This window comes from Variovorax sp. GW821-FHT10B04 (assembly GCF_059415645.1).
Genome location: NZ_JBWKNQ010000002.1, coordinates 85,499 through 108,099 on the forward strand (window position 1 = coordinate 85,499; position 22,601 = coordinate 108,099).

20 protein-coding genes are annotated in these 22,601 nt (G+C 69.1%); 11 read left to right on the top strand and 9 right to left on the bottom strand.

Annotated elements, in window-relative coordinates:
- Nucleotides 1–42: 42 nt before the first annotated feature.
- Nucleotides 43–1,158: an aryl-sulfate sulfotransferase gene (locus AC07PZ_RS05470; protein ID WP_495294029.1), complete on the bottom strand. Its 1,116-nt coding sequence runs from the start codon at nucleotides 1,156–1,158 to the stop codon at nucleotides 43–45.
- Between the two features lie 120 nt (nucleotides 1,159–1,278).
- On the opposite strand from AC07PZ_RS05470, the gene AC07PZ_RS05475 reads away from it, so the two are divergent.
- From AC07PZ_RS05475 to AC07PZ_RS05500, 6 genes are all read left to right on the top strand, one after another.
- Nucleotides 1,279–2,232 carry a LysR family transcriptional regulator gene (locus AC07PZ_RS05475; protein ID WP_495294030.1) on the top strand — a complete coding sequence of 318 codons (954 nt, stop codon included), beginning with the start codon at nucleotides 1,279–1,281 and terminating at the stop codon, nucleotides 2,230–2,232.
- 54 nt (nucleotides 2,233–2,286) lie between these two features.
- Complete coding sequence (locus tag AC07PZ_RS05480) at nucleotides 2,287–3,615, top strand: sigma-70 family RNA polymerase sigma factor (RefSeq protein ID WP_495294031.1); 1,329 nt, start codon at nucleotides 2,287–2,289, stop codon at nucleotides 3,613–3,615.
- A gap of 118 nt (nucleotides 3,616–3,733) precedes the next feature.
- Nucleotides 3,734–6,118: a ferric-rhodotorulic acid/ferric-coprogen receptor FhuE gene (gene fhuE, locus AC07PZ_RS05485; RefSeq protein WP_495294032.1), complete on the top strand. Its 2,385-nt coding sequence runs from the start codon at nucleotides 3,734–3,736 to the stop codon at nucleotides 6,116–6,118.
- An 83-nt stretch (nucleotides 6,119–6,201) separates the two neighbouring features.
- The gene (locus tag AC07PZ_RS05490) at nucleotides 6,202–7,107 is read left to right on the top strand and encodes a DMT family transporter (RefSeq protein ID WP_495294033.1); all 906 of its coding nucleotides are present in this window, start codon (nucleotides 6,202–6,204) and stop codon (nucleotides 7,105–7,107) included.
- A 120-nt stretch (nucleotides 7,108–7,227) separates the two neighbouring features.
- Entirely contained in the window at nucleotides 7,228–8,331 is a 1,104-nt protein-coding gene (locus tag AC07PZ_RS05495) for an ATP-binding protein (protein WP_495294034.1), read from the top strand.
- 19 nt (nucleotides 8,332–8,350) lie between these two features.
- Nucleotides 8,351–9,301: a glutaminase gene (locus tag AC07PZ_RS05500; RefSeq protein ID WP_495294035.1), complete on the top strand. Its 951-nt coding sequence runs from the start codon at nucleotides 8,351–8,353 to the stop codon at nucleotides 9,299–9,301.
- Nucleotides 9,302–9,316: 15 nt separating this feature from the next.
- Here the strand turns inward: AC07PZ_RS05500 and AC07PZ_RS05505 are convergent, their stop codons facing one another.
- The 4 genes from AC07PZ_RS05505 to AC07PZ_RS05520 all read right to left on the bottom strand — a co-directional run bounded on the left by AC07PZ_RS05505 (nucleotide 9,317) and on the right by AC07PZ_RS05520 (nucleotide 13,201).
- Nucleotides 9,317–10,663, bottom strand: a complete 1,347-nt coding sequence (locus AC07PZ_RS05505) for an MFS transporter (RefSeq protein ID WP_495294036.1) — start codon at nucleotides 10,661–10,663, stop codon at nucleotides 9,317–9,319.
- Between the two features lie 36 nt (nucleotides 10,664–10,699).
- On the bottom strand, nucleotides 10,700–11,773 hold the full coding sequence (locus AC07PZ_RS05510) for an MBL fold metallo-hydrolase (RefSeq protein ID WP_495294037.1): 1,074 nt from the start codon (nucleotides 11,771–11,773) through the stop codon (nucleotides 10,700–10,702).
- A 52-nt stretch (nucleotides 11,774–11,825) separates the two neighbouring features.
- A complete protein-coding gene (locus AC07PZ_RS05515) occupies nucleotides 11,826–12,617 on the bottom strand; it encodes an SDR family NAD(P)-dependent oxidoreductase (RefSeq protein WP_495294547.1) in 792 nt (263 codons plus the stop codon).
- Nucleotides 12,618–12,685: 68 nt separating this feature from the next.
- Nucleotides 12,686–13,201, bottom strand: coding sequence for an ester cyclase (locus AC07PZ_RS05520; RefSeq protein ID WP_495294038.1), 516 nt, complete (start codon nucleotides 13,199–13,201; stop codon nucleotides 12,686–12,688).
- Between the two features lie 134 nt (nucleotides 13,202–13,335).
- On the opposite strand from AC07PZ_RS05520, the gene AC07PZ_RS05525 reads away from it, so the two are divergent.
- A complete protein-coding gene (locus tag AC07PZ_RS05525) occupies nucleotides 13,336–14,052 on the top strand; it encodes a Crp/Fnr family transcriptional regulator (RefSeq protein WP_495294039.1) in 717 nt (238 codons plus the stop codon).
- 18 nt (nucleotides 14,053–14,070) lie between these two features.
- Here AC07PZ_RS05525 and AC07PZ_RS05530 read toward each other — a convergent pair whose 3' ends face one another.
- From AC07PZ_RS05530 to AC07PZ_RS05540, 3 genes are read right to left on the bottom strand one after another with little or no spacing between them, the layout of a single operon-like run.
- A complete protein-coding gene (locus tag AC07PZ_RS05530; RefSeq protein WP_495294040.1) occupies nucleotides 14,071–14,640 on the bottom strand; it encodes a DUF2867 domain-containing protein in 570 nt (189 codons plus the stop codon).
- A gap of 10 nt (nucleotides 14,641–14,650) precedes the next feature.
- Nucleotides 14,651–16,927 (bottom strand): putative bifunctional diguanylate cyclase/phosphodiesterase, encoded by a 2,277-nt coding sequence (locus tag AC07PZ_RS05535; RefSeq protein ID WP_495294041.1) that lies wholly within the window; start codon nucleotides 16,925–16,927, stop codon nucleotides 14,651–14,653.
- Nucleotides 16,870–17,298 (bottom strand): hypothetical protein, encoded by a 429-nt coding sequence (locus AC07PZ_RS05540; RefSeq protein ID WP_495294042.1) that lies wholly within the window; start codon nucleotides 17,296–17,298, stop codon nucleotides 16,870–16,872. Before AC07PZ_RS05540 ends, AC07PZ_RS05535 begins: the two co-directional genes overlap by 58 nt.
- Nucleotides 17,299–17,480: 182 nt before the next feature.
- Here AC07PZ_RS05540 and AC07PZ_RS05545 point away from each other — a divergent pair, with 182 nt between their 5' ends.
- Nucleotides 17,481–18,935: an aminotransferase-like domain-containing protein gene (locus tag AC07PZ_RS05545; RefSeq protein ID WP_495294043.1), complete on the top strand. Its 1,455-nt coding sequence runs from the start codon at nucleotides 17,481–17,483 to the stop codon at nucleotides 18,933–18,935.
- Between the two features lie 67 nt (nucleotides 18,936–19,002).
- On the opposite strand, the gene AC07PZ_RS05550 is transcribed toward AC07PZ_RS05545, so the two are convergent.
- A complete protein-coding gene (locus AC07PZ_RS05550) occupies nucleotides 19,003–19,755 on the bottom strand; it encodes a sensor histidine kinase (RefSeq protein ID WP_495294044.1) in 753 nt (250 codons plus the stop codon).
- A gap of 261 nt (nucleotides 19,756–20,016) precedes the next feature.
- On the opposite strand from AC07PZ_RS05550, the gene AC07PZ_RS05555 reads away from it, so the two are divergent.
- The 3 genes from AC07PZ_RS05555 (at nucleotide 20,017) to AC07PZ_RS05565 (ending at nucleotide 22,597) form a co-directional block, all read left to right on the top strand.
- Complete coding sequence (locus AC07PZ_RS05555; protein WP_495294045.1) at nucleotides 20,017–20,790, top strand: enoyl-CoA hydratase/isomerase family protein; 774 nt, start codon at nucleotides 20,017–20,019, stop codon at nucleotides 20,788–20,790.
- Nucleotides 20,791–20,838: 48 nt separating this feature from the next.
- A complete protein-coding gene (locus AC07PZ_RS05560) occupies nucleotides 20,839–21,474 on the top strand; it encodes a TetR/AcrR family transcriptional regulator (protein ID WP_495294046.1) in 636 nt (211 codons plus the stop codon).
- Nucleotides 21,475–21,631: 157 nt separating this feature from the next.
- Nucleotides 21,632–22,597: a Bug family tripartite tricarboxylate transporter substrate binding protein gene (locus tag AC07PZ_RS05565; protein WP_495294047.1), complete on the top strand. Its 966-nt coding sequence runs from the start codon at nucleotides 21,632–21,634 to the stop codon at nucleotides 22,595–22,597.
- Nucleotides 22,598–22,601 lie beyond the last annotated feature (4 nt).

Genomic DNA, 22,601 nt, shown 5'->3' on the forward strand with positions numbered 1-22,601 from the left:
AAGATCGGAAGGCGCGAGGGGATCGGTCGGCGGGCACCGGGTTCAGGCCTTGAGCCAGGGCAGTTGCTCGGCGGTGTAGCGGTAGGTCTGGAACACGCTGTTCAGGCGGCCCGGGCCGGTCTTGCGCGCGGCGGCGTCGGGGTATTCGGCGAACCACGGCAGGATGTATTCCCAGACCACCTCGCCCTCGCGGTTGACCTCGAACAGCCGGCCGGTGGCCGACTCGGTGATGTGCACGTTGCCGTTCCACAGCGGCTGCGCATTGCCCATGAAGGCCGTGAAGAAGGCGTTGACCATCTCGTCGGCATAGGCCCACACGACCGCGTTCGTCGCCGGATCGATTTCCAGCACGCGCGAGAAGGCCACGTGCGCACCGGTGCGGAAGTTGCCGTTGTCGAAGGCCAGGATGTTGCCGTTGGCCAGCGCCACCGGCGCATGCTGGTGCGACACCACGCTCGGCGGTATGTGCAGCTTCACGTCGCCGCTCGCCTTGTCGACGCCGATGATGCCGGCCGTGGTGCGCAGGCTCATCAGCACGCGGCCCTGCGCGTCGACATCGAGACCGTTGACCAGCGGCCAGTGGTAGCGGCCGAAGCCGGGATGGATCGGGAAGTCTTCCGGCGCCAGGTGCTCCCAGGCCTTCCATTCCCACACGATCTCGCCGGCACGGTTCACCTCGCGGATCACGTCGCCGTACATGGTCTCGCCGGGGCCGTGCGCGGTGCCGCCGGGCACGCGCTCGGCAAAACCGGCCGGCACCGGCGCGCAGGCCGCGTACAGCAGGTTGCCGTTGGCGAGCCAGCGCGCGTCGTGGTGATGCGCCGGGTCTTCGTAATGCCAGACGACCTCGCCTTCGGGCGTGACTTCGGAGAAGTCGCCGCCATGCCACATCGACCAGGCCGGGTACAGGTCGGGCGAGTGGGCATGGTTGCCGTTGTAGCCCATGTTGCCGTTCGGCAGGATCACCGCGTGGCGGCCGGCGCGCAGCGGCATCTTCCAGTGGTGCACCACCTCGCCGTCCATGCCTACGAGGTAGACGTTGCCGTCCGCGGTCTGCGGGGCGATCAGCGTGTAGCCGCCGGCCGAGGCGGCCGGATCATGGGCGATGAGGCCGACGCCGCGGCGGCGCTGGGTGACTTGGTCAACGGTGGTGGTCAAGGTGTTCTCCTGAGGTGGCCGCAAGCGGCGCATGTCGATGGAGCGGAATTTAGGGCTTTGCAAGCGTCCGGAAAATCTGATTGTTTTGAACGCCGCGTACAAATAAACTGAACACCCACCATGGTTGCCATTTCCCAGTCCTTTCGCTGCTTCGACGAAGTCGCGCGCCGCGGCTCCATCCGCAAGGCGGCCGAGTCGCTGCACCTCACGGCTGCGGCCGTGCATCAGCAGATCCTGAATCTCGAGGAACAGGTCGGCACCCAGCTGTTCGACCGCCTGCCGCGCGGCATGCAGCTGACCACCGCGGGCGAGATCATGGTCGCCGCGGTGCGCCGCAGCCAGCGCGACGTCGACAGCGCGATGGCGCAGGTGGAAGACCTGCGTGCGCTGCGGCGCGGCCACATCAGCCTGGCGGTGTCGCACTCGTCGGCCGAGCAACTGGTGCCCGAGGTCATCGAGACCGCGATGCAGCGCTACCCCGGCGTCACCTACAGCGTGCGTTCGGGCAGCGGCGAGAACATCCTGAAGTGGGTCGCCACCGGCGAGGCCGACATCGGCTTCTGCCTGCGCCGCAAGCCGCCGCCGGGCATCGAGGAGCTGCGGCCCTTCGCGCAGCAGCTCGGCCTGGTCACGCCGCCCGGCCATCCGCTGAACGCGCTCGGCCGCGTGCCGCGCCTGCGCGACTGCCTGGACCATCCGCTGATCCTGATGACGCCCGACACCGAGCTGCGCGCCATGGTCGACCAGATCGACCCGCGCGAGCACCGCAAGGCACGCCCGCTGGTCGAGACCAGCTCGGTCGCGATGGTGCGGCGGCTGGTGGCCAGCGGCACCGGCATCGGCTTTCTCATTCCCGAGAACGTGGCCGACGACGTGGCGCAGGGCCGGCTCGTCTGGACCGCGCTGGCCGATGCGGGCGCGCGTTCCTACAGCTGCCTCTACCAGCGCAGCGGCCAGACCACCACGGTCGCGATGGGCATGTTCCTGCAGTTCCTCGAAGCGGCGCTGACCGCGATCGACAAGCGCTTCAACGGCGAGGGCACGGCGCTGCAGGCCGCCAACTTCGCGACCTGAGGACGCATCCGGGGACGGCGCCGGCCGCCACCAGCCTCATTGAGAACCATTCTCATGAACGGCTATGATCCCGGCGCCATGAACCCGTCCACCCCATCCAATGGCGTTCTCCTCTCCGCCTTCCAGCAGCACTATGCCGAGCTGGTCCGCTACATCGCGCGGCTGACCGGCAACACGGAAGACGCCCGCGGCCTCGCGCACGACACCTGGTTGCGCATCGCCGAGCGCGATGCCGACAAGGACGTGGCACTGGCCGACCCGCGGGCCTACCTGTTCACGATCTCGCACAACGTGGTCATGAACCACCTGCGGCGCGGGAACTGGATGCAGGGCTACCTGGCCGAGTGCGAGCAGGTCGATGTATTCCCGGCACACGCGCCCGACGTGGCGGACGGCACGATGTACCGCCAGGCCGTCGCCCGCGTCGAGGCGGCGCTGGGCAGCCTGGCGCCCCGGGTGCGCGACACCTATCTCGCCCATGGCCTGCATGGCGAAAAGCAGGTCGACATCGCTGCGCGCCTGGGCGTGTCCATCGACACCGTCAAGCGTGATGTCGCCCAGGCCACGCGCTGCATCGAGGGCGCGCTCCACGCCTGGCGGCACACGTCGCCCGCCCTGGCGGAGTCCGCGGGCGCCATCGCCGGCAAGGCCGGCGCCGCGCGGACCGGCCGCCGCAAGTCGCTCGCAGCGCTGCTGGGCATCGTTGCCGTCGGCGTGACGGGCACCGCCGCGTGGCAGCACCTGCAGCGCGAGGCGTTGCGCTTCCAGACGACGCTGGCGACGTTGCGTGGCCGGCGGCTGCAGCGCGATCTGCCCGACGGCTCGGAGGTCACGCTCGATGCCCAGAGTCGCCTCGAGATCGACTACACGGCCGCGCGCCGCGTCACCCGGCTGCGCGAAGGCGCCGCCTTCTTTGCCGTGCAGCGCGACACGGCGCGGCCTTTCGTGGTGCAGGCGCTCGGCGTGGAAGTCACGGTGCTCGGCACGCGCTTCGGCGTCGAGATCGACGGCGGCCGGGGCGTCGTGGTGCAGGTCGAGTCCGGCCTGGTTCGCGTCGATGCCCACGGGCAGCACGCCGAGCTGTCGGCCGGCCAGAGCCTGCGCGTGTTCCATGAAAGGCTCGTGCTGACGAAGGTCGCCAACCCGGCGGCATGGCGCAACGGCGAGCTGGACTTCGACGCCTTGCCGCTGGCCGATGTGCTGGCCCGTCTCGAGCGCTATTCACCCGCGGCCCTGCGCGCGACGCCGGCCGCCGCCGGGCTGCCGGTCGGCGGAACGGTGCGCGTGTCTGACGCGCGCGGCTGGCTGGCGGCGCTGCCGAGCGTGCTGCCCGTGCGCGTGAGCAGGCTGCCGAACGGCGACATCGAGGTCGACAGGCGCTAGCGGGACGCGTCCGCATCACGCCAATCCGCGCGCATCTCGCGCACGGTGTCTGCCCTGTTTTCGCGTCTCGTGGGTCCTACAGGTTGTGAGCTCGAAACAACCAACCAAGGTCCCCGTCATGCAGCAGAACCCACCGGCCCGTCGCACGCGACTGGCACGCGCCGTCGCCTCCCTCGGCTTTGCCCTGTCCATCCAGTCCGCGCTGGCCCAGACCGTCCAGTACGACATTCCCGCGCAGCCGCTCGCGAGCGCGTTGAAGGCGCTGGCCGCCCAGTCCGGGCTGCAGCTCGCGTTCTCGCCCGACCAGCTGCAGGGCAAGCAGGCACGCCGGCTCCAGGGCGCCCGCGATCCACGCAGCGCACTGGACGAGATGCTCCGGGGCACCGGCCTCCAGGGCCGCCTGGAAGGCACGACCTTGACGATCCAGCCCGCAAGCGCGGCGTCGTCCGACGCGACCCTGCCCCAGGTGACCGTGAGCGAACAGGCCGATCGAAGCGGCACCACCGAAGGCACGGGTTCTTACACAACGCGGGTGACGTCCGCCGCGACCGGGCTCGCGCTGTCGCTGAAGGACACGCCGCAGTCGATCAGCGTCGTGACCCAGCAGCGCATGGAAGACCAGCACATGCAGAGCCTGAACGACGTGCTCGCCAACACGACGGGCATCTCGTCGAGCATCAACGACGGCAGCCGCATGACGTACTTCTCGCGCGGCTTCTCGATCTCGAACTACCAGTACGACGGCATCCCGACGAGCGGCACGTCCAACTGGTATGCCGGCGAGACCGAACTCGACGCCGCCCTCTACGACCGCGTGGAGGTCGTCCGCGGCGCGACCGGCCTGCTGACCGGTGCCGGCAACCCGGCGGCGTCCATCAACCTGGTGCGCAAGCATGCGGACAGCAAGGTGTTCACGGGCGAGGTGTCGCTCGGCGCGGGCTCGTGGAGCAACTACCGGGGCTCAGTTGACCTCAGCACGCCGATCACGGCCGACGGCCGGGTACGCGGCCGGATCGTGGCCGCCTACCAGGACACCGACTCCTACGTGAACCTCAGCAACGTGAAGAAGAAGGTGTTCTACGGCGTCGTGGATGCCGACCTGACGCCGTCGACCAAGCTGAGCATCGGCGTGGACTACCAGGACAACGACCCCAAGGGCAGCCCCTGGGGCGGCTTCCCCTTGTGGTTCAGCGACGGCAGCCGCACCGACTGGAGCCGCTCGGCCACGCCCGCGGCCGACTGGACGTACTGGGCGACCCAGACCGAGACCGCCTTCACGACGCTGGAACACCGCTTCGACAACGGCTGGAAGGCCAACCTGGGCCTGACCCACAGCAAGCAGTCGCTCGACACCAAGCTGCTGTTCCTGATCGGCTGGCCCGACCAGGTCACCGGGCTGGGCATGCGGGCCATCGGCAGCATGTACAACGGCTACCGGGAGCAGGACAGCGTCAATGCGCAGGTGAGCGGGCCCATCGAGCTGCTCGGCCGCAAGCACGAGCTCACCTTCGGCCTGCTCGGCAGCGAGCAGAAATACCGCTACGACTACCGCCAGGCGCTCGACCTCGCGCCGGTGACCTACCTCGGCAGCTGGGACGGTTCGTACCCCGAGCCGAACTGGAGTGCGTCCCGCACGCTGGACCAGGGCAAGGTCAGCCAGCGCGGCTACTACGGTGCGGCGCGCTTCTCGCTCGGCGACGACCTGAACCTGATCGTCGGCGGCCGCTACGGCACCTGGCGCGACCGGAACGTCGACTACCTGCGCGAAGACGAGAAGTTCATTCCCTATGCGGGCCTGACCTTCGACATCGGCAAGAACACGACGGCCTATGCCAGCTACACCGGCATCTTCAATCCACAGGACGCACGCGACCGCTCCGGCAACTACCTCGACCCGATCATCGGCAAGAACTACGAGCTCGGCATCAAGAACAGCCTGTACGACGGCAAGCTCAACACCTCGGTCGCGGTGTTCCGGATCCAGCAGGACAACCTCGCCCAGGCCGACGGCGACTTCCTGACGCCCGGCGGCCTGGACCAGGCCTATTACGGTGCCAAGGGCGTCGAGAGCACGGGCTTCGAGATCGACGTGTCCGGCGAGATCCAGGCCGGCTGGAACCTGTCCGGCGGCTTCACGCACTACACCGCCAAGGACGCGTTCGACGTCACGGTCAACACCAACCAGCCGCGCACGCTGCTCCGGCTATTCACGACCTACCGCCTGCCCGGCAGCTGGAACGCCCTGACGCTGGGCGGCGGCGTGAACTGGCAGAGCATGAACTACACGATCGCGAACGGCCCCAACGGCCAGGAGCGCGTACAGCAGGGCGCCTATGCGCTGGTCAACCTGATGGCGCGCTACCAGTTCAACCCGCGCCTGTCGCTGCAGGTCAACCTGAACAACGCCTTCGACAAGAAGTACTACAGCCAGATCGGCTACTACAGCCACGGCGCATGGGGCGCGCCGCGGAACGTGATGGCGACGATGAACTACAAGTTCTAGCCACGCGCCAGGCCTTGCCGGCCGTCGCGGGAAGGTCGACGGTTGGGCATCGGAGAATGTCGGCATCCATCCGCCAGAGACACATGACCGACCGCAAGACCCACCTCGACCCCCGCGCGACCGCACTGCTCGTCGCCTGCTGCGCCTTCTGGGGCCTGCAGCAGATCCTGATCAAGAGCACGGTGACCGAAGTCCCGCCGATGTGGCAGGCCACGCTGCGCATGACCGGTGCCGTCGCGCTGCTGTGGCTGTGGTGCGCGGCGCGCGGCGTGAAGCTGTTCGAGCGCGACGGCACATTGCCGGGCGGCCTGCTGGTCGGGCTGCTGTTCGCCGGTGAATTCATCTGCATCTACATCGGGCTGCAGCACACGTCGGCCTCGCGGCTCACGGTGTTCCTCTATGCCGCGCCCTTCTGGGTCGCGGTGCTGCTGCCGCGCTGGGTGCCGGCCGAACGCCTGCGCGGCATGCAGTGGGTCGGGCTCGCACTGGCCTTCGCGGGTGTCGTACTGGCCTTCAGCGAGAGCTTCGGCCATGCCAGCTCGGAACAGCTCTTCGGCGACGTGCTGGGCGTCGCCGGCGGCCTCATGTGGGCGCTGACCACGCTGTCGATCCGCGCCACGCGGCTGGCCACCGCCAGCGCCGAGAAGACGCTGTTCTACCAACTGGCCGTGACGGCGGTGCTGTGCCCGATCCTCTCGGTGCTGCGCGGCGAGCACTGGGGCTTCGGCTACTCGAGCGGCGCCTGGACCTCGATCGCGGCGCAGACGCTGGTCGGCGCGTTCGCCAGCTACCTCGCCTGGATGTGGCTGCTGCGGCACTACCCCGCCACGCGCATCTCGTCCTTCACCTTTCTCACGCCGCTGTTCGCGCTGGTATTCGGCGTCGTGCTGCTGAAGGAACCGCTCACGCCGCAGTTGCTGCTGGCGCTCGGCGGCGTGGCGCTGGGCATCGTGCTGGTGAACCGGCGGGTGGCGAAGCCGGGGGTTTGAAATTACCTCTCTGCAAATGCAAGAAAATTTCTTCAATTTGCAGAGGCTACCTAGAATACGTGGATGGTTCCTCGCGACATTGCGCCTCTCGCCAGCCGTCTGGCTCGGCAGTATCCCGTCTTGACACTCACCGGCCCGCGCCAGAGCGGCAAGACCACGCTGTGCCGCGCGTTGTTCGCAGGCAAGCCCTACGTCACGCTGGAAGACCCGGACACGCGCCGCTTCGCCGAAGAAGACCCGCGCGGATTCTTGAAGGGTCTCGAGGGCGGCGCGATCATCGACGAGATCCAACGTGCACCGCAGTTGCCGTCCTATCTGCAGGCCCTGGTAGATGCGGATGCCACGCCTGGCCGCTTCATCCTCACCGGCAGTCAGCAGTTCGAACTGATGTCTCAGGTCAGCCAGTCGCTGGCGGGCCGGACGGCCGTGCTGCGTCTGCTGCCGTTCTCGTTGGCCGAAGTGGCGCAGGTTCACCCGATCCAATCGCTCCCGCAGACACTGCTAACCGGCTTCTATCCGCGCATCCACGACAGGGACCTGGACCCGTCGCAGGCCCTCAGCGACTATTTCGCAACCTACGTGGAGCGCGATCTGCGTCAGTTGGCGGCGGTTCATGACCTGCAGCGCTTCGAGCGCTTCGTTCGACTTTGCGCGGGCCGCGTGGGGCAACTCGTCAACCTCACCAGTCTGGGCAACGATGCCGGCGTTTCGCACGCGACCGCACGAGCCTGGCTCGATCTGCTGCAAACAAGCTATATCGTGCACGTGCTTCCGCCATGGTTTACCAACACGTCGAAGCGGCTGGTCAAGAGCCCCAAGCTGTACTTTCACGATGTCGGGCTGGCCTGCTGGCTGCTGGGCCTGCGCACCGCAGAACAGGTTGCGCGTGATCCGCTACTTGGCAGTCTCTTTGAGAACCTGGTCACCATCGAGGCATTGAAGACGCGTTTCAACCGCGGCGAATCGGCAGAGATGTACTTCTACCGGGATGCATCGGGCAATGAGATCGATCTCCTGATTCCGGTCGGCCGTCAGTTTCGTGCGGTGGAGATCAAGGCGGGTGCCACAGTCAACCCCGATTACTTCCGCGGGCTGCGGAGCTTCTCCGCCGCATTTCCGGATGCGCTCGAAGGCGGCAGCGTGGTCTACGGTGGAGACACCGACCAGGCCCGCAGCGACTGGCCCGTCATCGGCTGGCAGCGACTGCAGAGCCCTCCGGCATGAGCAACGGCACGGGCACCCGATGAACTTCCAACACGTCCTCGACGAGATCGTCGCCACGCTGCGTCCGCAGTTGGGCGCCGCCGGCACCGTGGCCAGCTACATCCCCGCGCTGGCGCGCGTGCCGGCCGAGCGCTTCGGCATCGCGCTGCGCACCTGCGAGGGCGCCGAAGCCTGCGCGGGCGATGCGGCCGTGCCCTTCTCGATCCAGAGCATCTCGAAGCTCTTCACGCTGACCGTCGCCATGCGCAGCATGGGCGACGACCTGTGGCAACGCATCGGCCGCGAGCCGTCGGGCAACCCCTTCAACTCGCTCGTGCAACTGGAGAGCGAACAGGGCAAGCCGCGCAACCCGTTCATCAATGCCGGCGCCATCGCAGTGGCCGACCGGCTGCTGAGCCTTGCCGGACCTGGCGCAGAACCTGGCGCAGGACCTGGCGGCAAGGCCAAGGCCGATCTGCTGGCCCTGATGTCCGACCTCGCGGGCGAGCCGATCGGCTACGACGACGAGGTCGCCGCGTCCGAGGCGGCGACGGGCTTCCGCAACGTCGCGCTCGCCAACTTCATGAAGAGCTTCGGCAAGCTCGACAACGACGTCGCGGCCGTGCTCGACATGTACTTCCACCAGTGCGCGCTGCGCATGAGCGCGGTGCAGCTGGCGCGTGCCGCGTCCTTCCTGTGCCGCGACGGCGAGCATCCGACCGAGGGGCGCCAGGAGGTGACGACGGCGCGGCAGGCGCGCCGCATCAACGCGTTGATGCTGACCTGCGGCACCTACGACGCGGCCGGCGACGTCGCCTTCTCGATCGGCCTGCCCTGCAAGAGCGGCGTGGGCGGCGGCATCGTGGCGGTGGTGCCCGACAAGCTCACGCTGTGCGTCTGGTCGCCACCGCTCGACGCCACCGGCAACTCGCTGCTGGGCCTGAAGGCGCTGGAGCTGTTCGTGGCGAAGACCGGGCTGTCGGTGTTCTGAGCCTGCCGCGCCACCTCAGGCCCTGGTCTTGCCCAGCGCACTCGCCGGCAGGGCGACCAGCATCAGCAACGCCGACAGCACCAGCGCGCCGCTGAGCACATACAGGCTCGCGGTGAAGCCGCCAGTCGCCGACTTCAGTGCGCCGACCAGCATCGGCGCCACCAGGCCGGCACAGCCGCCGATGGTGCTGATGAGTGCGATGCCCGCCGCCGCCGCACGCTTCGACATGAAGATCCCCGGCACCGACCAGAGGATGGTGAATGCGGCGGACACGCCCATCGACGTCAGCGCAAGACACAGCACGGCAGCCACCGGGCTCTGCATGAACAACGTGGTCGCGGCCAGCCCGGCCGCACCGACCATGGCGCTCAACGCGAAATGCCAGCGCCGCTCCTGGCGGCGGTCGGAGCGGCGGCCGATGACGATGTTGGCCGCGATACCGGCCACCGCGGGAATCACGGAATAGAAGCCGATCTCCATCACGCTCAGGCCCATCGACTTGAGGATGGTCGGCTGCCAGAACGACATCGCGTAGATGCCGAGGATGATCAGGAAGGACATGAAGCCGATCAGCCAGACGCGGCCGTCGCGCATGGCGGCGCCGAAGGTATGGCGCTCCGCGGCGCCGTGCACCGCCTGGTCGTCGGCCAGCAGCCGCGCCACGCGCTGTTGTTCGGCGGGCCGCAGCCATGGCGCCTGCGCGGGGCCGTTCGGCAGCCAGCGGAACACGGCCACGCCGAGCAGCACGCTCGGCAGGCCTTCGAGCAGGAACAGCCATTGCCAGCCGCGCAGCGCCAGCACGCCGTCGAGGTAGGTCATCGTGAGCCCGGCCACCGGCCCGGCCACGATCGGCGCTGCACCGAAGGCCATGAAGAACAGCGCCGTGGCCTGGGCGCGCCGGTTCGACGGGAACCAGAGCGTCAGGTAGAACAGCACGCCCGGCGCGAAGCCGGCCTCGAACACGCCGAGCAGGAAGCGCAGCACGTAGAACTGGGTCGGCGTGGTCACGAACATCATGGCGGCCGACGCCAGGCCCCACAGGCCCATGATGCGCAGCAGCGTGGCGCGCACGCCGATGCGCGCGAGCATCAGGTTGCTCGGTATCTCGAAGATCGCATAGCCGACGAAGAAGATGCCCGCGCCCAGGCCGAACATCGCGTCACCGAAGCCGAGCAGGTCCTTCATCTGCAGCTGCGCATAGCCGACGTTGGTCCGGTCCAGGTAGTTCAGCACGTAGCAGGCGCACAGCAGCGGCATCAGGCGCCAGGTGATCCTGCGGAAGAGCGCATCGTCCTCGCGGGCGAGGGAGCCGGACGCGGCGGATGACGCGGTCCGCGCCGGGTCGAGGGTGGCGGTGTTCATGGGTGTGTCTCCTTCGTTGTTCTGAGCGGGCGCGCTTCAGCGCTGCACCGGCGTGCCGAAACGCGTCTCGCCCCACAGGTGGCTGGTCGGCGCACCGGGGAACAGCCAATGCGGCGTGCACTCGCTCGACGGCACGACGTTGCTGAAGCCGTGCGCGGCCGAGGTGCCGGCCAGCGTCTTCTCCAGCACCATCGACAGGTACTGGTCGTTGCTGCCTTCCTGCGTGTTGCCGTTCAGGATGACCTCCGCGCCGGTCGCCTTGGCATAGCGACGGATGCCGTTGTGGCGCGACTGCGCGGGCGACCAGCTGTCCGCGGACACGCCGTTCTCGCTGCTCACCCGCAGCCCGTCGGGCGTGCGGTAGACGAGCGAATGGTTGCCCTCGGTATGGCCGGGCGTGTGCACCAGCGCGATGCCGGGGCCGAGCCGCACGCTGCCGTCGAACGCCACGATGCGCGCGTCCGCCACGCCGTCGAGGCCGTGCGGGCAGTACCACTCGGCCTGCAGCGGCAGCAGCCCGCGCACGCTCGCCAGTTCCTGTCGATGCACCAGCAGCTTCGCGCGCGGCAACAGCCCCGGCATGCCGCCGATGCCGAGCCAGCGGCGCACGTCCTGCGTGTGCAGATGGTCGTAGGTGATGTAGTCGACCTGCTCGGGCGCGATGCCGGCGGCGGCCAGTGCCTGCGGCACGGTCGCGTAGATGGGCGCGATGGTGCTGTGCAGGAACTTCGGCGTCTGCTCGCCGAGCCGCTTGAAATACGGCGTCTCGTTGCCGGCTTCGAAGTCGGCGGGCGTGAACAGCAGCGTGCGCAGCTGGCCGTCGAAGTCGTCGTACTGGACCAGCGTGGTGCGCGCCAGCAAGTGCACCATGTGCGGCTTCAGCAACTGCTGCGAGTACACGCCGGTGAAAGCGAACCACGCCGGGTACGGAATGCGCAGCAGGTTGAAGCTGCGCGCATGGTGCACCGGCGCGGCGTCCAGCATCTCCGCGCGAAAGGCTTCGGCCGCATGCCGCACCGCGCGCAGCCGGTCCTGCGGCATCGGTGCCTGGCGCGCGCCGTCGAAGGCCGTGACCGGCACGAGGCCGGTCGGCTCTGGATCTCTGGTCATGGGCGGATCTCCTTGGGTGGAAGCAGAAAGCGATGAACGGAAAGCGGCCGGCTCAATACACGGAGCGGCCGCCCGAGATGTCGAACACGGCGCCGGTGCTGAACGAGCAGTCGCCACCGGCCAGCCAGGCGGCCATGGCGGCCACCTCGTCGACCTCGACGAAGCGCCCCATCGGCACGCGTGCCAGCAGCGCCTGGTTCAGTTGCGCGCGATGCTCGGCCGGCACGCCGGCGAACACCGCGGTGTCGGCGGCCGAAGGCGTGATGCAGTTCACCAGCACGCCCTGCGCCGCCAGCTCCTTGCCCAGCGACTTGGTGAGCGCGATGAGCCCGGCCTTCGACGCCGAGTACGCGGCGTTCAGGCCGTTGCCCTCCTTGCCCGCGACCGACGCGATGTTGACGATGCGGCCACGCCGTTGCGCATCGGCGGGCGGCATCGGCCGCGCCAGCATGTGCGGCACCACGGCGCGGCAGCACAGCCAGGCACCGGTGAGGTTGATGTCGAGCACCTGCCGCCACTGGGCCGGCGTGTGCGTCCAGGCGTTCACCGTCGGCCCGAGCACGCCCGCGTTGTTGACCAGCACGTCGATCGCGCCGAAGGCCCGCAGCGACTGTCCGACGGCGGCGTCCACCTGCGCCTCGTCGCGCACATCGACCACCGCCGTGCTGACGGGGCCGCGCGGACCCAGCGCGTCCAGCGCCTGCGCCAGCGCGTCGGGTTCGACGTCCCACAGCGCGACGCTGGCGCCCTCGGCCAGGTAGCGGCGCGCGATGGCCAGCCCGATGCCGCGTGCGCCGCCGGTGACGATCGCGTGGCGTCCGTGCAGCGTGCCCACGGCGGTCACTGCGGTCACTGCGGAGCCTTCGGCTAAGCCTCCGGTGCGAGCTTGCCTGGGACGGTCCGGCGCGACGCTCATGCCGCCGCCGTCTGCGGCGCGGTGCGCTCGACCGCCGCCGGCGCCGCCCCCAGCAGGCCGGCAAGCACGCCCTGCACCGCCTGCGCCGGCACGCCTGCGAGCAGTTGCCGCAGCATGGTGAGCGAGTCGAAGTACACGCGCTCGCAGACCAGCTGTTCGCCATCGAAGATGAACAGCGCGATCATCCGGCAGCGGAACGCGTTGCCGGTCGGCGGCAGGCCCTTCAGCGGCCCGCGATGGGTGCCCAGCAGCCAAAACTCGACGATCACCGAATCGTCCGCATGGCGCAGCTGGATGATCTCGTGGCGCTGGTCCGGGAAGGCGCGGCGCGTGTCGATGTAGTACTGGCGCACGTCGGCGATGCCGTCGTGCACTTCGCCGCTCGGGATCAGCTCGTAGTGCGGATGCGGAAAGGTGCCGAGCACGGCATCGAAATCCTGCCGCGTCTCGTCGGCGAAATGGTCGAGCACGAGGCGCTCGCGTCGGGCTTGCAGGTCGATCTTGGCTTCCATCGGGGTGTGCTCCATGTGACAGCGAAACATCGGGTTGCTGCGAATGCGGCGACCCGGTTCGGCTGCGTACTATCGGCACCCCCACGCAGCAAGACTGTCCGGTGTTGGCACTCGCAGCTCCTGACAAACCCGCGATGCCAAGCACGCCCTCCCGTTCCCACGCCGCCGCGCAGCAGACCGCGCCGAGCCCGGTGCATGCCAGCGACATGCGGCTCGCCGAGACCATCCAGCAGCGCCTGCTGTCGGTCGCGCACCGGCGTGTCCTGGCACGCGGCGAGTCGCTGTTCCACAAGGGTTCGGCACCCGACGCGCTGTTCGGCGTGGTCGACGGTTCGCTGCGCGTCAGCGTGGTCGCGCCCGGCGGGCGCGAGGCCGTGATCGCCATGCTCGAACCCGGCCACTGGTTCGGCGAGGTGTCGCTGCTGGTCGGCCGCGAGCGCGTCTACGACACCTGCGCGGTCGACACCACCGAGATGGCCGTGGTGTCGGCCGAGGACTTCCATCGGCTGGTCGCGGCCGAGCCCGAGGTCCACATGGCGTTCACGCGGCTCGTCTGCCTCCGGCTGCGCCAGGCGCTGGCATGGATCGACGACGTGATCCTGATGCCGCTGCCGGTGCGGCTCGCCCACCAGCTGCTCACCATCGACGCGCGGCCGGCGGCGCGCGGCGCCGACAACGTGCTGCTGGGCGTGTCGCAGGAAGACCTGTCCTTCATGCTCGGCGTGTCGCGCCAGAGCGTGAACCGCCTGCTCAAGCTGTGGGAGGAAGACGGCACGCTGCGGGTGCGCTACCGCAGCATCGAGCTGCTGGACCGCGCGCAGCTGGCGCGGCACGCGGCCGCCGCGCACTGAGCCGACGGGCCGCTGCGCTCAGCGCGCAGCGGGCGGCATCGGCCAGCCGGCGCGTGCGGCGCGCTCGAGTCCGGAACGCACCACGAGCCGATGGAAGGGCTCGATCAGGCGGATGTAGCTGCGGCCCACGAGGTTGTGGCAATGCACCACCGTGACCGCCACGACCTCGCGTGCGCCATCGGCCGCGGCGGGCGGCAGGAACACCGACACGCGGAAGTCGAGATGGCTGTCGTCCTCGCCGAGCACGGCCTCTTCGGGATGCGTCTCGTAGATGCGGAACAGGCCGACGCGCGGCACGCCGGGTTCGACCTGGCTGCGCAGCGATTCGGCGGTCTTGATGCCGAAGCCGGCCACCAGCCGGTCGCGCAGCCACATCAGCTGGTCGACCCACGGCGCGGGGTGCTCCAGCATGCAGCGCGCCAGCTGCTCGGCGTCGCCGGTGACACCGGGCGGCAGCCCGATCGCATAGGCGTCGGCGAGGTAGGCGCCGGGGTACAGCGGCGCGACACGCACGTTGCCGGGCGGCGCGACGCGGCGGGCGCGCAGGGTATCGATGGGCGGGGTTCGGGCGGGCGCGGGGTTGCTCATGCCCCGAGTGTCAATGAAGCGTCGCCATCGCGGTCGCCCAGCCGTGCCGCACGCCGCGCGCCAGCTCGGCCGGGGGCATGGCACGCGCGAACAGGTAGCCCTGGAAGTGCGAGCAGCCGTTGGCCTGCAGCATGGCGCGTTGCGCCTCGTTCTCGACGCCTTCCGCCAACACCTCGAAGCCGAAGTTATCGGCCAGCGCCACGATCGCGCGCACGATCGCCAGGCTGCCGCCGTCGAGCGGCAAGCCGCGCACGAAACCCTGGTCGATCTTGAGTTGGTCGATCGGCAGGCGCTGCAGGTACGACATCGACGAATAGCCGGTGCCGAAGTCGTCCAGCGCAAAGCGCACGCCGTGCTTCTTCAGCGTCACCATGTGCAGGATCGCGAGCGACATGTCGTTGACCAGTGCGGTCTCGGTGAGCTCGAGCTTCAGCCGATGCGGGTCGGCGCCCGCCTGCTCGATGGTCTTCAGCACCTCGGTCGCGAAGTCGGGCTGGGACAGCTGGAAGGCGCTGATGTTCACCGAGATCGCCAGCGACCCGAGTACGGCATCTTCCGACCACTGTGCGAGCTGCCTGCAGGCGTCGCCAAGGACCTGGGTATCGAGTTCGACCATCAGGTCCGCGCGCTCCGCCACCGGGATGAACTCGGCTGGCGGCAGCAGGCCGCGCAACGGATGCTGCCAGCGCACCAGCGCCTCCATGCCGACGGTGGTGCCGCGCGCATCCATCTGGGGCTGGTAGTGCACGACGAATTCGCCATGCCGCAGCCCGTGGCGGATCTCCGCTTCGAGCGCCAGCCGCGCGGCCGTGGCGCTCTCGATGACCGGGTCGTAGATGCGCACGCAGTTCTTGCCGCTGGCCTTCGCCGCATACAGCGCGAGGTCGGCGCGCCGCATCGGATTGTCCTTTTCGTTGAGATCGCGAAACAGCGAAATGCCGACGCTCGCGGTGCCGGTATGGGTGTCGGTGTCGACCACGTGGGGCAGGCTCAACGCGACCAGCACCTTCTGCGCGATGCGCGCGGCATCGGCCGCGGCGTCGGTTTCCAGAACCGCCAGGCCTTCGAGCAGGATCACGAAGTCGTCGCCGCCGAGCCGCGCCACCGTGGCGTTGGGCGGCACCAGTTCGACAAGCCGTTGCGCGACCTGTTGCAGCACGCGGTCGCCGATCGGGTTGCCGTGGACGTCGTTGATGGTTCGGAAGTCGTCCAGGTCGATCATCAGCAATGCGGCGAAGCGCTGCTGGTCGGCACTCTCGCGCCGCGCATAGGTGAGGCGGCCGAGCAGGAAGCTGCGGTTGGGCAGATGGGTCAACGGGTCGTAGAGCGCGAGCGTGCGGATCTGCTCCTCGGCGGCCCGCCGCTCGGAGATGTCGCGCGTGACCAGCACCACGCTCGGTCGTCCGCCGATCGGCGCGTCCATCTTCTGCGCGCGGCCCTCGAAGCTGCGCAGCCGGCCGTCCGTCTGCATGGTGTACTCGAGCGTCTGCGGCAAGCTGCTGTTGAGCGCGCGCCCCACGAAGGCGAGCAGCAGGTCCGCGTAGTGCAGCGGCAGCACGTCATGCATGCGCCGGCCGAGCATGTCCGTGAGTCCGGCGTAGAGCGGGTTGTGCTGCGGCGACACGATCTCGAGATAGCGGCCTTCCCAGTCGAGGACGACCAAGGTGTCGGGTATCGCCTCCGCGATGGCACGCATGCGCGCGTCGCTCTGCGAGAGCGCGCGAATGGTGCCGATGCGGCGGCCGCCGTCCTGCAGCAGCAGGCCCAGCAGCGCGCCGACTGCTGGCATCACCAGCAGCACGACGCCGTCGAAGCGGTCGATGGTCAGCCCGCTCAGCGACTGCCAGCCGCGAAACACGAACAGGCCGATCGCGTAGATCGCGAACCCGAAGACAAGGAACTGCCAGAGCCCCATGCGAAGCCAGCCGCGCCGCACCGCATGCCGGTACGCCAAGCCGAGGCCCGCGGCCATCACGAGATTGAAGACGCCGGCCGGCATACCCTGCCCGCCGAGCCACAGCCGAAACAGCGCCGACACGACCAGCGCGCTGCCGGCCACCAGCGGTCCGCCGAACAGCGCCGCCATGCCGACGACCGCGAGGCGCGCATCGATTAGCACGCCGGGCTCCAGCTCGACGGCAGAGAGCATGCCCACCGCGCAGATGAGCCCGAACAGCAGGCCGGAGCTGAGCTGCGCCGGAACGTCGCGTTCCTTCCAGTAGCTGGCACTCAGTGTCTGGACCCAGCAGAGGGCCAGCATGACGGCAGCGCTTTCGATGAGATCCATGAGCATGGATCAGTTTGAGCGCCACCGCCGGCGGCGGCCGTGGGCCGACGCGACGCGGCGCGGTCAGGGAATGAGCCGAGCCGCGTCTTCAACGACCGCAGCGCCCGCACGATCCAGCCCGGCTGCCGGTAGCTCAGCACCTCGGCGTGCTCCAGCGCGACGACGTCGATCCAGCCCGCCTGTTCGAGCCGGTGCGCCTGGCCTTCGCCCAGCGGGATGTCGGCGCCGTACAGGCCGGGCGCGATCCATGCCGACACCTCGCGCAGCACGACGCGGCCGTGCAGCACCTGGACGGAGGTGCGGGCATCGGCGGCCACGCGCCAGGTCTGGCCGGACTGCAGCTGGATGCGGATGAGGGCTTCGTGCGTCATGGTGGGCTCCTTGCCAACGAGGTCTGTGAGGGTGACTCGATGATCGGCAAGGCCGCTGTTCCGCAACAGGCACAGCGCGGGCTCATGCAGCCGGAACAGTCGCGGTCGCGAGACGTCTGTTATGGTCCCATTCGCTTCAACTGCATCTGTTTTGCACGCTCGCGATCGGCCACGATCGCGCCATGGACATGCCGACGACGCCTGCCACGCCACCGCTGTACCGCCGCCTCGCCACGCACTACCGCGGCGCGATCGAGGCCGGGTCGCTGCGGCCCGGCGAGCGCATGCCCTCGCTGCGCAACCTGATGCGGTTGCACGACATCAGCCTGTCGACCGCACTGCAGCTGTGCCGCGTGCTCGAGACCGACGGCTGGGCCGAGGCGCGCGACCGATCCGGCTATTTCGTGCGCCGTCCGCAGCGCGCACGCATCGTGCCGATGGACGAGCCGCCGGCCGGCCAGCGCCCCGACCCGGCGCAGTTCGTCGGCATCCATACCCGCGTGTCGGACTTCGTCACGCGGCGCCGGCAGGCCAAGATCGGCGGCCACCTCGACCTGTCGATCGCGCGCGCCGCACCCGAGATGTACCCGGCGGAAGAACTGCGCATGGCGATCACGCGCGCGCTGCGCCATCACCCCGAGGTGCTGTCGGGCGTGCCCCCGCTGCAGGGCGAGCCGCACTTCCGCGCGGTGCTGGCCAAGCGCGCGCTCGCGGCCGGCATGACGCTGTCGCCCGACGAGGTGCTGGTGACCAACGGCTGCATCGAGGCGCTCAACCTCGCGCTGCGCGCGGTGGCCCAGCCCGGCGACACCATCGCGGTCGAATCGCCGACTTTCTACGGCCTGCTGCAGGTGCTCGAAAGCCTCGGCCTGCGCGCGCTGGAGATACCGACCAGCCCGCAGACCGGCGTGTCGATCGAGGCGCTGGAGCTCGCACTCGACACCTATGCCGACATCAAGGCGCTGGTGGTGGTGCCGCATCTGCAGAACCCGCTGGGCAGCGTGATGCCGGCCTCGCACAAGGAGCGGCTGGTGCAGCTGTGCGAGACACGCGGGCTGCCGCTGATCGAGGACGACACCTACACCGAGCTGGTCGACGCCGATGCACTGCCGCGCGCGCTCAAGTCCTGGGACCGCACGGGCAACGTGATCCATTGCGCGTCGCTGCACAAGATCCTCGCGCCCGGGCTGCGGCTCGGCTGGATGACGGCCGGACGCTGGCAGGCGCGCGTGGAGATGCTCAAGTACGCGCAGACCCGCAACAACGAGGCGCTGGCGCAGCTCGGCGCCGGCCACTTCATGGCGACCGGTGCCTACGACCGGCACCTGCGGCGGCTACGCGGCTTTCTTGCGGTGCAGCGCGAGCGCACGGCCGAGGCCATCGCCAGCCACTTCCCGGCGCAGACGCGGCTGAACCTGCCACCCGGCGGCCTGCAGCTGTGGGTCGAGATGCCGAACCGGCGCTCGTCCGCGGACGTGTTCGACACCGCGCTGCGCGAGGGCATCCTGGTTGCGCCGGGCACGCTGTTCTCGAACGCATCGCGTGTCGACCATTACCTGCGCATCAATTGCGGCTGGCCGTTTGCGGACGGCGTCGACCGCGCGCTGCAGCGGCTCGGGCAGATCGTGGCGGGCTGACGGCGACCGGCGTCGCCGAGGACCTTGCGCTTTACCCGTCCCGTCCGCCTTGTTTGCCTCGCTCCCGTCAGACGACCGCGTCGCGCCGGAAGCTCACGGTGAACGTCGTGCCCGACGCGTCCGAGCGCGCCTGCACCTCGCCACCGTGCGCGAGCGCGATCTGCCGCACGATGAACAGGCCGAGCCCGACGGTGCGCCCGCTCGGCGTGGTGCTGCGGGCCATGGCCGGCTCGAAGAGCCCGTGCATCCGCTCCGGCGCGATCGGCGGGCCTTCGTTGTGCACGGCGACGCAGAAGGCGTCGGGCTCGACGATCGACGCCACGATCACCGGCCGTCCGGGTGCGCCGTAGGCCACCGCGTTGGCGACGAGGTTGCCGACCAGTTGCACCAGCCGGCCCGCGTCCGCGTGGCAGACGCCTTCGCCGAGCCGGTCGTGCTCGAACAGCGCGTCGGCGTGCGTGCGGGAGAGCGATTCGACGCACTCCGCCACCAGCGTGTGCAGCGACACCGGCGCGGGCGCCACGACCAGCCCGTGGCCGAAGCGCACCAGCGCCAGGTCGAGCAGATCGGCCACCAGCCGCTGGGCGCGCCCGTTGGCGCTGGCGATGTGCGACAGCACCCGGCGCTCGCGCGGGTCGAGCTCGCCGCGTGCCAGCAGTTGCGTGCCCATCTCGATGGTCGACAGCGGGTTGCGCAGGTCGTGGCTCACCAGGCCGATCATCTGGTCGGCGAAGCAGGCGGCATCGGAGACTGCGGATGACGCAGATAACGCGGATGAGGCGGATGACGCGCGCGGCTCGTGTTCGTGGGGCACACCCATGGCAAATACTCCAGACGGCAACGCGCTAGAGGAACCGATCCACGCCCGCGTCGCAAGCCGGAAGACCGAGCGCCGGCCGGTAGGACGATGCGTCGCACGGCCGACGCCCGCGATGTCCCACCTGCGACAGATCCCTCCGAAGCCGGTGCAAGCCCGACTTGTCAAAGCCATCGATCTGCGACACATTAAACTTACCGTGCGACAGGTAACTAATCGCTGATCGACTGTCCGGCACGGATGTTGTCATCCAAGGAGACCTTTATGGACTACAAGACCCTGCTGCTCGACGTGCAGGACCGCATTGCCGTCGTGACGCTCAACCGCCCGCCGGTGAACGCCCAGAACGCCGAACTGCGCAGTGAGATCACCCAGGTGTTCGACGAGCTGTCGGACCGCGACGACGTGTCCGTGATCGTGCTGACGGGCAGCGGCAAGGTGTTTTCGGCCGGCGCCGACATCCGCGAGCGGCCCAACCTCGGCACCACGCCCGGCGCCTACGGCCGCCACAACCGGCTGGTGCGCGAATCCTTCTATGCGGTGGTCGAGTGTTCCAAGCCGATCATCGCGGCCATCAACGGCCCGGCGATGGGCGCGGGCTTCGGGCTGGTCATGGCGGCCGATATCTGGGTCGCCTCGGAAGACTCGTACGTGTCGATGCCGGAGATCAACGTCGGCCTGGCCGGCGGCGTGACCTTCCTGCAGGAAGTGTTCGGCCGCTCGCGCGCGCGCCGCATGTTCTACACGGGCATGAAGGTCAGCGGCCAGGAGCTGTACCGCCTCGGCCTGGTCGAGGCCTGCCTGCCTGCCGCCGAACTGATGCCCTACGCCATGGAACTCGCGAAGGAGATCGCGTCCAAGAGCCCGATCGCGCTGCGCCTGGCCAAGGAAGCCGCGCGCATGACGCAGGTGATGCCCTCGCGCGACGCCTACCGCTACGAGCAGGGCAACACGGTCGCGCTCTCGAAGACAGAGGACGCCAAGGAGGCCCAGCGGGCCTTTCTGGAGAAGCGGGCGCCGGTCTACACTGGCCGCTGACGGCGCAGCAGCGCCCCAGCCATACGAAGACAAAGAGGACCCACGCCGATGGCCAACCCACCCACAGTCGCCGAAACGTCGGAGCCGGAACGCGGCTCCCGACGCAAGTCCGACGTGCGCCAGGAACAGCTCACCGAGATCGCGTGCCGCCTGTTTGCCAAGTACGGTTTCGAGGGCACCTCGCTGCGCGACATCGCCGAGGAAGCGCAGATCACCAAGGCGGCGCTGTACTACCACTTCCCCAACAAGGAAGCGCTGTACGAGCGCATCGTGCTGGAGTCGATGCAGGCGCTGGTGGATTCGGTGCGCAGCGCCATGGCGCAGGCCAAGTCGCCGCTGGAGCGCATCCGCCTGTTCATGCAGGCCTCGGCCGACCGGCTCGACCAGTACCGCGACTCCTGGATCGCCGGCTCCAATGCGTTCTGGTCAGGCAGCGAGAACAGCCCGCGTGCGGGCGCCGTCAACCTGCGCGACGAATATGAGCATCTGCTGCGCGATGCCATCGCCGAGGCCGTCAAGGCCGGCGAGGTGCGCCCGGTCGACCAGGCGATGGCCGGCCGCATGCTGCTGTCGATGCTCAACCACATCTCGCGCTGGCATTCGGTCAACGGCCGGCTGACCACCCGCGAGGTGATCGACCAGTACCTCGACATGGCCTTCAACGGCCTTCGCACCACGCGCTGACGGGCGACGGCCGCCGTCCGCCCTCGCGGACCGCTGCGGCCCGACACCGTCCCCCGCCCGCCCGACCGCGGGCGCAGAAACCACCGACACGGCCTGACAGGGTTAACCCGCTCTGTAACTTACCGGCCGTTAGGTAAACTTTTTGCAGAGGTCGACGATGCGTGTCATTCACAGAATCCTTGTTGCACTGGGCTGCTGCTGCTTTTCATGGGCCGGCGCCGACACCTTTCCCGACAAGCCGGTCACCATCGTCGTGCCCTACGCCGCCGGCGGGCTGACCGACAACCTGGCGCGGCTGGTCGCGCCGGCCCTGTCGGCGCGCTGGGGCCAGCCGGTGGTCATCGACAACCGCAACGGCGGCGGCACGTCGATCGGCACCGCCGTCGTGGCGCGCGCGCCGGGCGACGGCTACACGCTGCTGCTGACCGCCTTCGGCTACATCGGCAATCCGCTGCTGATGAAGAAGCTGCCCTACGACCCGAAGGCGCTGGTGCCCGTCACGATCATGGCCGACGCGCCGAGCGTGCTCTTCGTGTCGCCCAAGCTGCCGGTGTCGACCGTGCCCGAGCTGGTCAGCTACGCCCGGGCGCATCCGAAGGAAGTGGTGTTCGCCTCGTCCGGCAACGGGTCGAGCCCGCACATCGCCGCCGAGCTGCTGGCCTCGCTGGGCGGCTTCGAGATCGTGCATGCGCCCTACCGCGGCAACGGCCCGGCGCTCAACGACCTGCTGGGCGGCCAGGTGCAGGCGATGTTCGATTCGATCGCGTCGATGTCGTACGTGCGCGCCGGCAAGCTCAAGGCGATCGGCGTGGCGAGCGATGCACCGATCGCACGGGAACCCGAGCTGGTGCCGATCGCGCGAGCCGGCGTGCCGCAGCTCGCCAACTTCGCGGCCGGCGGCTGGTTCGGCTTCTTCCTGCCGAGCAAGACACCACCCGCGCTGCAGCAGCGCATCTATGCCGACCTGCGCGCCGTGCTCGAACAGCCCGCGGTGCGCGACGCGATCGACCGCGCCGGCGTCGAGCCGCGCCTGATGACGCAACCGGAGTTCGCCACCTACCTGAAGGCCGAGCACGACCGCTGGGCACCGGTGATCCGCGAACGCCACATCCAGCTGGACTGAAGGA

Coding starts and splice junctions, on each gene's coding strand:
- AC07PZ_RS05475 (WP_495294030.1), top strand. CDS start 1,279: ATGGTTGCCATTTCCCAGTCCTTTCGCTGCTTCGACGAAGTCGCGCGC.
- AC07PZ_RS05480 (WP_495294031.1), top strand. CDS start 2,287: ATGAACGGCTATGATCCCGGCGCCATGAACCCGTCCACCCCATCCAAT.
- fhuE (WP_495294032.1), top strand. CDS start 3,734: ATGCAGCAGAACCCACCGGCCCGTCGCACGCGACTGGCACGCGCCGTC.
- AC07PZ_RS05490 (WP_495294033.1), top strand. CDS start 6,202: ATGACCGACCGCAAGACCCACCTCGACCCCCGCGCGACCGCACTGCTC.
- AC07PZ_RS05500 (WP_495294035.1), top strand. CDS start 8,351: ATGAACTTCCAACACGTCCTCGACGAGATCGTCGCCACGCTGCGTCCG.
- AC07PZ_RS05505 (WP_495294036.1), bottom strand. CDS start 10,663: ATGAACACCGCCACCCTCGACCCGGCGCGGACCGCGTCATCCGCCGCG.
- AC07PZ_RS05510 (WP_495294037.1), bottom strand. CDS start 11,773: ATGACCAGAGATCCAGAGCCGACCGGCCTCGTGCCGGTCACGGCCTTC.
- AC07PZ_RS05520 (WP_495294038.1), bottom strand. CDS start 13,201: ATGGAAGCCAAGATCGACCTGCAAGCCCGACGCGAGCGCCTCGTGCTC.
- AC07PZ_RS05525 (WP_495294039.1), top strand. CDS start 13,336: ATGCCAAGCACGCCCTCCCGTTCCCACGCCGCCGCGCAGCAGACCGCG.
- AC07PZ_RS05530 (WP_495294040.1), bottom strand. CDS start 14,640: ATGAGCAACCCCGCGCCCGCCCGAACCCCGCCCATCGATACCCTGCGC.
- AC07PZ_RS05535 (WP_495294041.1), bottom strand. CDS start 16,927: ATGGATCTCATCGAAAGCGCTGCCGTCATGCTGGCCCTCTGCTGGGTC.
- AC07PZ_RS05540 (WP_495294042.1), bottom strand. CDS start 17,298: ATGACGCACGAAGCCCTCATCCGCATCCAGCTGCAGTCCGGCCAGACC.
- AC07PZ_RS05545 (WP_495294043.1), top strand. CDS start 17,481: ATGGACATGCCGACGACGCCTGCCACGCCACCGCTGTACCGCCGCCTC.
- AC07PZ_RS05550 (WP_495294044.1), bottom strand. CDS start 19,755: ATGGGTGTGCCCCACGAACACGAGCCGCGCGCGTCATCCGCCTCATCC.
- AC07PZ_RS05555 (WP_495294045.1), top strand. CDS start 20,017: ATGGACTACAAGACCCTGCTGCTCGACGTGCAGGACCGCATTGCCGTC.
- AC07PZ_RS05560 (WP_495294046.1), top strand. CDS start 20,839: ATGGCCAACCCACCCACAGTCGCCGAAACGTCGGAGCCGGAACGCGGC.
- AC07PZ_RS05565 (WP_495294047.1), top strand. CDS start 21,632: ATGCGTGTCATTCACAGAATCCTTGTTGCACTGGGCTGCTGCTGCTTT.